The sequence below is a fragment of the Rhodococcus sp. 14-1411-2a genome, assembly GCF_002259485.1.
GTDB lineage: Bacteria > Actinomycetota > Actinomycetes > Mycobacteriales > Mycobacteriaceae > Rhodococcoides.
In genome coordinates this window covers 33593-46243 of the sequence record NZ_NPGA01000014.1, presented here as the reverse complement: position 1 = coordinate 46243, position 12651 = coordinate 33593, and the positions used below count along the sequence as shown (strand labels likewise).

General features: G+C 65.7%; 7 protein-coding genes. 6 read left to right on the top strand and 1 reads right to left on the bottom strand.

The genetic code is table 11. The features are described from left to right. Positions 1-10: 10 nt before the first annotated feature. Positions 11-1021 carry a helix-turn-helix domain-containing protein gene (locus CH291_RS11115; RefSeq protein ID WP_179276515.1) on the bottom strand — a complete coding sequence of 337 codons (1011 nt, stop codon included), beginning with the start codon at positions 1019-1021 and terminating at the stop codon, positions 11-13. A 97-nt stretch (positions 1022-1118) separates the two neighbouring features. On the opposite strand from CH291_RS11115, the gene CH291_RS11110 reads away from it, so the two are divergent. From CH291_RS11110 to CH291_RS11085, 6 genes are all read left to right on the top strand, one after another. Further along, positions 1119-1439: a 2Fe-2S iron-sulfur cluster-binding protein gene (locus CH291_RS11110; RefSeq protein WP_094687710.1), complete on the top strand. Its 321-nt coding sequence runs from the start codon at positions 1119-1121 to the stop codon at positions 1437-1439. 23 nt (positions 1440-1462) lie between these two features. Next, positions 1463-2851 carry a cytochrome P450 gene (locus CH291_RS11105; RefSeq protein ID WP_094638922.1) on the top strand — a complete coding sequence of 463 codons (1389 nt, stop codon included), beginning with the start codon at positions 1463-1465 and terminating at the stop codon, positions 2849-2851. Beyond that, positions 2852-4042: an NAD(P)/FAD-dependent oxidoreductase gene (locus CH291_RS11100; RefSeq protein WP_094687489.1), complete on the top strand. Its 1191-nt coding sequence runs from the start codon at positions 2852-2854 to the stop codon at positions 4040-4042. It abuts the gene before it with no gap. A 93-nt stretch (positions 4043-4135) separates the two neighbouring features. Beyond that, positions 4136-5905, top strand: coding sequence for a glycosyl transferase (locus CH291_RS11095; RefSeq protein WP_068054622.1), 1770 nt, complete (start codon positions 4136-4138; stop codon positions 5903-5905). A gap of 10 nt (positions 5906-5915) precedes the next feature. Beyond that, entirely contained in the window at positions 5916-9086 is a 3171-nt protein-coding gene (locus tag CH291_RS11090; RefSeq protein WP_256980809.1) for an arabinosyltransferase domain-containing protein, read from the top strand. Between the two features lie 76 nt (positions 9087-9162). Then, positions 9163-12480, top strand: a complete 3318-nt coding sequence (locus CH291_RS11085) for an arabinosyltransferase domain-containing protein (protein ID WP_068284288.1) — start codon at positions 9163-9165, stop codon at positions 12478-12480. The last annotated feature ends 171 nt before the right edge of the window (positions 12481-12651 follow it).

The window sequence follows — 12651 nt, the reverse complement described above, 5'->3', positions numbered from 1 at the left end:
CGTGAACGCACTACCTCGGTGCTGCGGTGCGAGATCGAAACTCCCTCGGTGAGCGTCCGGTCCATCGCGTGAACGCATGCGAGAAGCTGGCGACGTCGCTGTAGCCGAGTTCGGCGGCGATCTCCCCTACCGTGACCGAACCGTCGAGCAGACGCACGGTCGCGCGCTCCTGAAGGAACGCCTGACGTAGCGCACGGAACGTGGCTCCCTCGTTGCCGAGTTTTCGTTTGAGGGTGCTGGTGGAGACGGCCATTCTCCGGGCACAGTGCGCACTGTTGGTGCACTCGCGGTCGGTGTCGAACAGCGCGCGCACGGTGTCCGTGTACGACTTCGTACGACGGCCGTCGACGGCCTTCTTCAGTTCCGCGATCCCCAGTTGATACGACAACGAATCGGAGAACCGGCATGCCTCGTCGAGGATGGCCGCCGGCACGAAGACGAACGGTGACGGCGCATGGAACACGATGCGCCGGATTTCGTCGTCGTCGAGCGTATCGCGCTCCGGGGCCGGGATATCGAGGTGAAGTTCGACCGCGTCCGCGAAGCCGGCGAGCATGTCGATCAGACGAAGAAGGCACGAACCGCCGTACGCGACAGCAATGCTGTCGAGCCCCTCGTCCCCCGTGCGCCCGGCGAGTCCGATGGTCAACCCTCGATCGGTGTGGTGGATGTGCACGGCGAGAGCCGTCGAGACCAGCGGGAGGAACTCCAGCAACTCGACCATCTCTGCCACCGATCCGGCACTGATCAGCGGAAGACTGAGGGGGCCGAACGACGTGGGCTGCACGTATTGCGCGAACGTCGCGCCGAGCCGGAAACCCTGTTGACGGTCGAGGTCCGGGTACACCTCCCGAAACCACCGCAGCGGCACCTGTCCGTCGCGGGTGACCAGCTCCGTCATGCTGACGCCCTCACGCTCCAGGATGCGTCGGAACGCCGCCTCGGCCCGCTCGCCCAGCGCGCCACTACCGAGCAGCTGCGCGAAGGCAAGCGGCGGCACTCCGGACTCCGTTGATCTCACCTGAGCCAAATTAACAACAAATCGACGCTTTCGAGCCTAGTTCGGAAAGCCCATCGCAGTGAGACTTGGAACACAGTTACTCAGCGAGGAGAACACCATGGCCAACGTCACTTTTGTCACGCACGACTGCGAGAAGCACGAGGCACCGCTGACCGAGGGCACATCCCTGATGCAGATTGCCGTCGACAACGCCATCCCGGGTATCGACGGGGACTGCGGCGGCGAGGCAGCCTGCGGAACCTGTCACGTCGTCGTCGACGACGCATGGAGCGACGTCGTCGGCACGAACGACGAGGTCGAGGAGGACATGCTCGCCATGAACCCCGAGCGTGAACCGACATCTCGGCTGTCGTGCCAGATGACCGCGCGCGAATCCTGGGACGGCTTGACGGTCCGCGTGCCCGAATTCCAGATCTGACCTGCGGACCGGAGGAGAGAGCCATGAGTATCGCCGACACCGTCGCGACCACCGCGAGATCCGTCATCCCGATGGAACTGCAGATCCGCGGCGCGCACCTCTACGACAAGACGCGTCGGATCGTGACCCGCACCGACGGCCAGGTCATGTTCACCGAGACACCGATTCCGCCGGTCGACGAGGTCGATCTCGCCGACATCGACCTGAGCAACCCGTTCCTGTACCGCCAAGGCCTCTGGAAGTCGTACTTCGAGCGCGTCCGCAACGAAGCGCCGGTGCACTTCCAGCCGAACAGCCCGTTCGGGCCGTTCTGGTCGGTCACCCGGCATGCGGACATCATCGCCGTCGACAAGAACCACAAGGTGTTCTCGGCGGAGCCGTTCATCATCATCGGCAAGCCGCCGCGCTTCATGGACATCGCGATGTTCATCGCGATGGATCCCCCGCGTCACGACGCTCAGCGCGCCGCGGTCCAAGGGGTGGTGGCCCCGAAGAATCTCCGCGAGATGGAGGACCTGATCCGGTCCAGGGTGCAGGAAGTTCTCGACGACCTTCCCGTGAACCAGCCGTTCGACTGGGTTCGCACGGTGTCCGTCGAACTCACGGCACGGATGCTGGCGACGTTGCTCGATTTCCCCTACGAGCAGCGACACAAGCTCGTCGAGTGGTCGGACCTGGCGACGGCAATGGAACAGACCAACGGTGGTCCTTCTGACAACGACGAGGTGTTCGGCGCCATGGTCGACGCAGCCAAGGGCCTGAGCGCTCTCTGGCACGACAAGGCCGCTCGAAAAGCAGCAGGGGAAGAGCCCGGCTTCGACCTGATCTCGCTGCTGCAGGCCAACGACGACACGAAGGATCTCATCGACCGGCCGCTGGAGTTCCTGGGGAATCTCACCCTGCTCATCGTCGGCGGCAACGACACCACGCGTAACTCGATGAGCGGTGGAGTGTTGGCGCTCAACGAGTTTCCCGATCAGTTCGAGAAGCTGAAGGCGAATCCCGATCTCGTGCCCGGCATGGTGTCCGAGATCATCCGCTGGCAGACGCCGCTGGCCTACATGCGCAGGATCGCGAAGGAAGACACGATCCTGAACGGCCAGTTCATCCGCAAGGGCGACAAGGTGGTCATGTGGTACGCCTCCGGCAACCGTGACGAGCGCGTGTTCGATCGGCCGGACGACTTCATCATCGACCGCAAGAACGCACGTAACCACATCGCGTTCGGGTTCGGCGTGCACCGGTGCATGGGCAACAGGCTCGCGGAGATGCAACTGCGAATCCTCTGGGAGGAGTTGCTGACCCGGTTCGAGAACATCGAAGTGGTCGGGAAGCCCGAGTACGTTCAGTCCAACTTCGTGAGAGGTATATCCAAGATGATGGTCAGCCTCACCCCGAAGCAGCAGGCCTAGGTGAGCGCCGAGCGCGCGGTGATCATCGGTGCCAGCCACGCCGGCGCTCAACTCGCCGCACATTTGCGACGCGAAAAGTGGGCCGGGGAGATAGTTCTCATCGGTGACGAGGGGACGTTGCCCTACCAACGTCCCCCGTTGTCGAAGGCCTATCTGGCCGGCACCTCGACGCTCGAGGCCATGGCGATCCGCGGGGCGGATTTCTACGACAAGCAGAACATCGAGCTGGTCGACGGTTCGGTGAGCAGCATCGATCGTGAGGCTCGCACGGTCACGTTCGATTCCGGAGTCACGCAGTCGTACAGCAAGCTCGCCCTGTGCACCGGCGCGCGAACTCGCCGATTGGCAACTCCCGGAGCAGATTTGGCGGGCATCCACTACCTGCGGACCGCCGCCGACTCCGCATCGCTACGCTCGGCCGCGACGCCGGGAACACGGGTAGTCGTCGTCGGTGGCGGTTACATCGGTTTGGAAACGGCAGCGTCCCTCCGGGCATCGGGTCTCGACGTCACCGTCGTCGAGGCCGCGGAGCGTGTTCTGGAACGCGTGACAGCACCGGTGGTCTCGACGTTCTTCACCCGAATACACCGCGAGGCGGGCGTGGAGATCCGGACGGGTGCGCTCGTGGAGGAGTTCCGCGGAGACAGCCGTGTGCGGGCGGTCGTGCTGGCCGGCGGAGACACGCTGCCAGCCGATCTAGTGGTCATCGGGGTGGGCATCGTCCCCAACACCGAACTCGCCGAAGCGGCCGGGATCACCGTCGACAACGGAATCGTCATCGACGATCGGACCCGCACCGACGATCTCGATATCGTCGCTGCCGGCGATTGCGCCGCCTACCACGTTGCCCGCTACTCGCGGCGCGTACGCCTCGAAGGAGTCTGCGCTGCAAACGAACACGCGAAGGTGGCGGCATCGACTTTGACCGGAGGGTCCTCCGCCATCACCGCGCTGCCGTGGTTCTGGTCCGACCAGTACGACCTCAAGCTTCAGATCGCCGGACTGGGCACCGGATACGACGAGGTCGTCGTCAACGGCGACCCGGAGCGCGATCGCGACTTCACCTGCTACTACCTCCGCGACGGCCAACTCATCGCCGCGGACTGCATCAACCGTCCGCGCGATTTCATGACCAGCAAGAAGAAAATCGCCGAGCACTCCACAGTCGAACTCGCGGAATTGATCGGATGAGAACTTCACGCCCCTGCACCACCACCTCGCTCACCGTGTGACGCCGGTCGTTCGAGTTTCCGCCCATCGTGATCTTTCTGTAACCTCGACGCGATGACCACCCACGACCAGAGTGTTCTCGAGCGGCAGCCGACAACGGCACCGGCTCGACACTCCGGCGTCGGGCGCGGTGACGTCGTTGCGGCGGTCGGATTTCTGGTCGCCGCCTTCTACGTCCTGCAAGGCCAGTGGCGCAATCTGGGCGGCGGCTACCTCTACAACAGCGGCCAGGATCAGACGATGTGGGAGTGGTTCTTCTCCGTCGCCGCCAATTCGGTCGCGCATCTGGACAATCCACTGTGGAGCGACCTGCAGAATTACCCGCTCGGGGTGAATCTGATGGCGAACACGGCGATGTTCGGAGTCTCGATCCCCCTGGCCCCGATCACGTTGCTCTTCGGACCGACGGTCACCTGGGCGATCGCTCTCACCGTCGGCCTGGCGGGGACCGCGTTCGCGTGGTTCTGGCTGTTTTCCCGTCAGCTCAATGCGTCCAAGGGCGCCGCGGCAATGGGCGGCGCGCTGTGCGGCTTTGCGCCCGGCGCGATCTCACACGCCAACGGGCACCCCAACTTCGTGGTGCTGTTCCTGCTTCCGGTGATCGCCATGCTGGTCACCCGCATCGCACACGGCGGCGGGACCACCAAGAACACCGTCGGACTCGGGTTGATCGTCGCGCTGCAGATCCTGCTCGGCGAGGAGCCGCTGCTCATCTTCGCGATGTCGTTCGCCATCTTCGCCGTCGTCTACTACGTGTCCAGGCCCCGTTCGCTGTGGCCTGCCGTCCGCAATGCCGTGCCCCGACTCGCGGTCTCGGCCGGCATCGCGTTGACGCTCGTGGCGTTTCCGCTGTGGTGGCAGTTCTTCGGCCCGCAGTCGTACTCGTTCCTCGAACACGGTGCCATGGGCAACGACGCCAAAGCACTGTTCCAATTCCCGACGCAATCGCTCGGCGGCGAGGCGACTCCGGGGCAGAACGTTCGCATCAATGCCACCGAGGAGAACGCGTACTTCGGCTGGCCGCTGCTGGTGCTGTCCCTGGTGGCAGCGGTGTGGATGTGGCGCGTCGCCTGCGCCCGTGCTGCTGCCGCGACCGCGATCGTCATGAGCGTGCTGTCACTCGGCGCGACGCTGGTGATCGGCAAGGACGACACCGGCATCACACTGCCGTGGACGAAGCTGGCCGAGTACCCACTCGTCGAATCCGTGCTCGAAACCCGCTTCGCGTTGGGCGCGGTGCCTGCACTGGCCCTGCTGGTCGTCCTGGCCACCGATCGCACGTTCCGCAACGGACTTCGCCCGTTGCCTGCGTTCTGGATCGCCGGACTCACGCTCGCACTCGTACCTCTGATCCCGACGCCGCTGGTGACCGTCGACAAGTCCCCGACGCCGGAGTTCTTCGCCGACGGCGAGTGGGAGAACTTCGTCGACGACGGTTCCGTCGTCACCGTGCCCCTTCCGCGGCCCGAGGACGCGCGCCCGCTGCGCTGGCAGATGGACGCCGACATGGGCTTCAAGCTGGCCGCCGGATACTTCGTCGGACCGAGCGACAAGGAAGAGAAGGTCGCCAAGTACGGGGCCGTGGACCGTCCGACGGCGCTGCTGCTCGGCTCGGTCTACGACTCGGGCACCGTCCCCGAGATCACCGCCGATCAGCGCAGCGACGCCGCCGAGGACATGGCGTTCTGGGAGGCCGACGTCGTCGTCCTGCCGCCGGGCAAGAACACTCTCGCTCTGCGGACCACCGTCACCGACCTCGTCGGCGTGGAGCCTCGGTACACCGGAGGCGTATGGGTGTGGGACGTGCGGACGCTCGTCCCTTAGCATCGTCGGCGTGCCCGAGACCGCTCCGAACTTCGCGACCGCCCGGCTGATAGCGATCGTCACTGGCATCATCGGTGCGGTTCTGGCCATCGCGACACCCCTGCTGCCGGTTCAGCAGGACGTTGCGACGCTGTCGTGGCCGCAGAGTTCGTTCGGCAGCGTCAACGCTCCGCTGGTGAGCTACTCGCCCGTCGACCTCGAGGCAACCGTTCCGTGCAGCGCCGCCACTGCTCTCACCGACGGCGGCACGCTGATCTCCACCGCACCCATCGAAGCTGCGAAGACCGAGCAGAAGGCACTGATCGTGCGGGTCGACGATGACCGGCTGCAGGTGCTGCTGCGTGATCGCGTTCTCGCCGAGGCTCCCGTGTCCGAGCTGTCCGCCGACTGTTCGCTGAGCATTTCGTCCAGCGCCACCAGTACGATCGTCGACCTCGACGGCGACACGAGCACGATGGACGGCGACGTCCGCCCGCAGGTCGTCGGCGTCTACACCGACCTCACCGCACCGGTCGACGGCCTGAACGTGCGCGCCGACATCGACTCGCGCTATTCCTCGAGCCCCACCACGTTCAAGTTGTTGGCCATGATCGTCGGCGCACTCGCTGTGATCGCGTCCCTGTTCGCGCTGCATCGCCTCGACAGCATGGACGGTCGACGCCACCGCCGATTCCTCCCCTCGCGCTGGAAGTCCATCACCGGCGTCGACGCCGTCGTGGTGGGCGTGCTGGTGCTGTGGCATTTCATCGGCGCGAACACCTCCGACGACGGTTACCTGCTCAACATGGCCCGCGTCTCCGAGAACGCCGGCTACATGGCCAACTACTTCCGCTGGTTCGGCGTCCCCGAAGCGCCGTTCGGCATGCCGTACTACGACATGCTCGCCGCCCTCGCCAAGGTCAGCACCGCCAGCATCTGGATGCGCCTGCCCGCCACCATCGCGGCGCTGCTGTGCTGGCTCGTCATCAGCCGCGAGGTCATCCCCCGCCTCGGTCGCGCAGTTCTCACCAACCGGGTCGCGCTGTGGACCGCCGGATTCGTGTTCCTCGCTTTCTGGCTGCCCTACGACAACGGCCTGCGCCCAGAACCGATCATCGCCCTCGGCGCACTGCTCACGTGGTGCTCGATCGAACGCGCCATCGCCACCGGACGACTCCTGCCCGCCGCCATCGGCACCCTGATCGCCGCGTTCTCCCTCGCCGCCGGACCCACCGGACTGATCGCCGTCGCCGCCCTGCTCGCCGGCCTGCGGCCGCTGGTGATGATCGTGGTCAAGCGAGCTCGCCAGGTGGGACTGCTCGCCGTTCTCGCGCCGCTGGTCGCGTCGGGACTGGCGGTGTTGATTGCGATCTTCGCCGACCAGACTCTTGCCACGGTCCTCGAAGCGACCCGAGTGCGCTCGGCCATCGGACCGAACGTGCCGTGGTTCGAAGAACGCGTCCGCTGGGACGCGCTGATGACCATTTCTCCCGACGGCTCGCTCGCCCGACGGTTCGGCATGTTCGCGATGCTGCTGTGCATCGTCGTGTGCATCGCGGTGATGCTCCGCAAGAACGGACGCATCCCCGGGACAGCCACCGGACCGTCGCGTCGGATCCTCGGAATCATTCTGGGCGCACTGGCTTTGATGATGTTCACGCCCACCAAATGGACCCACCACTTCGGTGTGTACGCCGGTCTCGCGGCGTCGTTGGCCGCGCTGGCTGCCGTTGCCGTCACCGCTGCAACCGTCCGATCTCCGCGCAACAGAACACTGTTCACCGCCGCTGTCCTGTTCCTGACGGCGGTGGCGTTCACCAGCTCGAACGGGTGGTGGTACGTCTCGAGCTACGGCATTCCGTGGTTCGACAAGCCGCCGTCCATTGCCGGCAAGGGCTTTTCGACGATCCTGCTGGGCCTGACGGTACTGACGCTGCTCCATGCGGCCTATCAGCACGTCCGATTGCCTTATCGCAGAGAAGAACCGACCACGCGTCGACGCTTCGCGCCGTCCGCGCTGACCATCGTCGCCGGCGGGGTCGTGGCCTTCGAGGTGCTCTCGTTCGTCAAAGGCGCTGTGGCGCAATACCCGGCGTACTCCATCGCCCGCTCGAACTTCTCTGCCCTCGCCGGAAACTCGTGCGGACTCGCCGGTGACGTACAAGTGGAGACCGACGTCAACGGCTCGGTCCTGCAACCGATCGATCCCGCAGCCGACGCACTCGGTGCCGGTGGGAGTACCGGATTCACCCCCGACGGCGTCGCCCAGGACCTGACGGCCGATTCCGAGGACACCGCGCAGGGCAGCGCGAACTCCATCCGCCCCGAGGACTCCGAACAGAGCGCGGCGGCCACTTCGTCGAACTCCGCGGGCACCTCCGGCGGAACCACCGAGAACGTCGGAATCAACGGCAGCACAGTCGCACTGCCGTTCGGCCTCGATCCGAGCACCACACCGGTACTCGGCAGCTTCGGAGCCACCGAGCCCGCATCCCTGACCTCCGGTTGGTACGCCTTGCCGGAGGAAGGCGACCTGATCGCCATCGCCGCCGCCGGCCGCATCCGATCGGTGGACGAGGACGGCATCGTCACGGAAGGCCAACGCGTCGAACTGGAATACGGACGCCGCGACGGCGGTGACGTGATCGCGCTGGGACGCATCACCCCGCTCGACATCGGTCCGTCGCCGTCGTGGCGCAACCTGCGCGTGCCGATGAACGACCTTCCCGCCGACGCGGACGTCGTGCGCATCGTCGCCGAGGACAACGACCTGGCCGGCGATCAATGGCTCGCCGTCACCCCGCCGCGCGTCCCGAAGACGCAGACGCTGAACTCACTGGTCGGATCGACCGATCCGGTAATGCTGGACTGGGCCGTCGGACTCGCGTTTCCGTGCCAGCGTCCGTTCGATCATCGCGACGGCGTCGCCGAGGTACCGAAGTACCGCATCCTGCCCGACCGCACCGGTGCCGAATCCACCAATGCCTGGCAGGACTCGATCGGCGGCGGCCCGCTCGGCTGGACCGAACTGCTCCTCGGTGCGGAGACACTGCCGTCGTACCTCGCCGACGACTACGCCCGAGACTGGGGATCCATCGAGAGATACACGCCACTCGATCCTGACGCGACAACGGCCGAGATCGCCGTCGAGCAGCAGTCTCGGTCCGGATTGGCCAGCGACGGACCGATGAAAACAGACTGATTCCCTGGTTCTGCATTTATTCCCGGGGACGGTGCCTGTGTGACCTCTTCGTCACGCTCGCATAACATCGACTCTCGTGCCCGACGTCGTGACAGATTCATCAGCTGGTCCACCCGTCCCCGCTCCACTGCGAGCCTCGGACGAACTTCGTGCTCAGGTGCGAGTTCCCCGGCTGATCGCCATGGTGGCCGGCGTGCTCGGTGTTCTGTTCGCGCTGATCACTCCGTTCGCACCCGTCACTCAGACAACGGCCACCATCGAATGGCCGCAGAACGGCCTCCTGCAGGACGTGGACGCCCCGCTGGTGTCCCAGGCACCCCTGAGCCTCACCGCGACCCTCCCGTGCTCTGCCGTCGCAGCACTCCCCGCGTCGGGCGGGCTACTGCTGGCGACTGCGCCCCCTCAGGGCGAAGGCGCGGCACTGAACAGTCTGTTCGTACGCGTGGGCGAATCGAACGTGGACGTTCTCGACCGCAACGTAGTCGTCGCGACGGCACCGCGCGCCGACGTCGAGAGCACCCGCTGCGCGGCCATCGAGATCACCTCGAACGACGAGTACACCTCCGCGGCCTTCACCGGACTGACCGACGACGACGGCCAGCCTCTGCAAGGCAGGCTCGACGGCGATCTACGCCCCCAGGTCGTCGGCATCTTCAGCGATCTCAGCGGCGCGGCCCCGGCCGACATGTCCGTCACCGTCGACGTCGACTCCCGCTTCTCGTCGTCGCCGACGTTGCTCAAGTCTCTGATCATGATCCTCGCGATCGCCTGCACATTGTTGGCCATCGGCGCACTCGGACGGCTCGACGGCACCGACGGTCGCGCGCACCGCCGCTTCTTCCCCTCCCACTGGTGGAGGTTCACCGGCGTCGACGTCACCGTCCTCGGCGTTCTGGTCGGCTGGCATTTCGTCGGCGCGAACACCTCGGACGACGGCTATCTCCTCACGATGGCTCGCGCCGCCGACCACTCCGGCTACATGGCCAACTACTTCCGCTGGTTCGGCGTACCCGAAGCCCCGTTCGGCTGGTACTACGACGTGCTCGCCGTGTTCGCGAAGATCTCTACCGCCAGCCCGTGGATGCGACTGCCCGCACTCATCGCCGGCGTCCTGTGCTGGATGGTGATCAGCCGTGAGGTGGTCCCGCGCCTCGGCCGCGCCGTGCGCAAATCCAACGTCGCCCTGTGGACCGGCGGACTGGTGTTCCTCGCCTTCTGGCTGCCGTACAACAACGGACTGCGTCCCGAACCGATCGTCGCCCTCGGCGCACTGCTCACCTGGTGCTCGGTGGAACGATCCATCGCCACCGGCAGGTTGTTGCCCGCCGCCGCAGCCTGTTTGATCGGAGCCTTCACCCTCGCCGCAGCGCCGACCGGATTGATGTGTGTGGCAGCACTTCTCGCCGGGGCCCGGCCCATCGCACGCATCGTCGTCCGACGCCACCGCCAGGTCGGCACCCTCGCGATGCTGGCCCCGCTGGCAGCAGCAGGCGTACTGGTACTCGTCGTCGTCTTCGCCGACCAGACGTACGCGACGGTCATCGAGTCCACCCGAGTCCGCACCATCATCGGCCCCAACGAGGCCTGGTACCAGGACTTCCTGCGGTACTACTACCTCTTCGTCCAAACCGTCGACGGCTCGGTCGCACGCCGCTTCGCGTTCCTGACGATGATCCTGTGCCTGTTCACCACACTGTTCGTGCTGCTTCGTCGACGACGCATCCCCGGCATTGCGAACGGGCCGGCGTGGCGTCTGCTCGGCGTCGTCCTCGGCACCATCTTCTTCATGATGTTCAACCCCACCAAGTGGACTCACCACTTCGGTTCCTACGCCGGAATCGCCGGTGGACTGGCGGCACTGACGGCCGTCGCCGTCTCGGCCAGTGCCCTGCGCTCGCGTCGCAACCGATCGCTGTTCGCCGCCGGACTGATGTTCGTTCTGGCACTGTCGTTCTCGGGCATCAACGGCTACTGGTACGTCTCGAGCTACGGCGTGCCGTGGTTCGACAAGACGGTCTCGCTGGGCGGCAACGAGTCGGGCACCCTGTTCCTCATCCTGTTCGGACTGGTCCTCGCCATTGCAGCTTTCCAGTACTTGCGTGAGGGATACGCTCCGCCGCAACCGAAACCGACGTCTGCGCGCGGTCAACGCATCCGTAAGTTCGCCGCCGCGCCGCTGACCGTCATCGCCGGAATCATGGTGCTGTTCGAGGTGCTCTCGCTCGTCAAGGGAGCCGTCTCTCAGTACCCCGCCTACTCGCTGGCCCGGTCGAACGTGCAATCGGTGCTGGGTAATTCGTGCGGACTCGCAAACGACGTCCTCGTCGAGTCGAACCCCAACGCAGGTGTACTGAGCCCACTGCCGGAAGAGTTCGACCCTGTCGCAGGCCCCCTCGGCGGATCGAGCAGCACACTGCGCAACTTCACCGCCAACGGTGTTCCCAGCGACCTCAGCGCCGACGCCGTGGAAGTCAAACCAGGGCAAGGCAATACCGATCAGCAGTCCGTCGGGCCAGCATTCGAGGAAGGCCAGAGTTCCGGAACCGCAGGCGGCACCGGCGAAGTGGGCGTCAACGGCTCCTCCGCCGCCCTGCCCTTCGGCCTCGACCCAGCCACCACCCCCGTCCTCGGCTCCTACCAGGAAGGCGTCCAGGAGCCCGCGGAGGCGACGTCGAGCTGGTACCAACTACCCGCTCGCAGCGACGACGCACCGCTGGTCGTCTTCTCCGCAGCCGGACGCATCTGGTCCTACGACGACACCGGAGCCCTCACCTACGGACAGTCGCTACTGCTCGAATACGGCAAGCGTCAGCCCGACGGTAGCGTCCAGGCCCAGGGCACCTACCTGCCACGCGACATCGGACCCGCACCCTCGTGGCGTAATCTCCGAATCCCGTTGGCGGACATCGCACCCGACGCCGACGCCGTCCGCATCGTCGCCAACGACCCCAACCTCACCGGCGACCAATGGCTCGCATTCACTCCGCCGCGGGTGCCCGTGATGGAAAACCTCAACACCATGATCGGCAGCGAACAACCCGTGCTGCTCGACTGGGCCGTCGGACTGCAATTCCCGTGCCAACGCCCCTTCGACCACCGAAACGGCGTCGCCGAGGTGCCCGGATACCGCATCCTCCCCGACCGCCCACTCGCCGTCAGCTCCACCGACACCTGGCAATCCGGCGAGAACGGCGGCCCACTGGGCTGGTCCGAACTACTCGCCAAGCCCGTCACCGTCCCCACCTACCTCGAAAACGACTGGGCCAGGGACTGGGGTTCATTGGAACGCTACGAGCAGTACTACCCGAGCGCAGTGCCCGCTGAACTCGACACCGCCGACGTCACCCGATCCGGTTGGTACCAAGACGGACAACTGCGCGTATTCGAGGACTGACCTCCCACCCGCCGCTCCGCGTCAATGGACCCTTGCACACGTCTCGACCGTGCAAGGGTCCATCCACGTTTCGGCCCGTAGTGGGTCAATGGACCGTTGCATACGTCTGAGCGCGTAGGTGGTCCATTCACCCTCCGGTGGGGGGCAAGGACCGCGGGCTTCATAGGACTC

Bases quoted from the DNA above. Each gene is read 5' to 3' on its own strand.
- CH291_RS11110 (WP_094687710.1), top strand. From the start codon at position 1,119: ATGGCCAACGTCACTTTTGTCACGCACGACTGCGAGAAGCACGAGGCA.
- CH291_RS11105 (WP_094638922.1), top strand. From the start codon at position 1,463: ATGAGTATCGCCGACACCGTCGCGACCACCGCGAGATCCGTCATCCCG.
- CH291_RS11095 (WP_068054622.1), top strand. From the start codon at position 4,136: ATGACCACCCACGACCAGAGTGTTCTCGAGCGGCAGCCGACAACGGCA.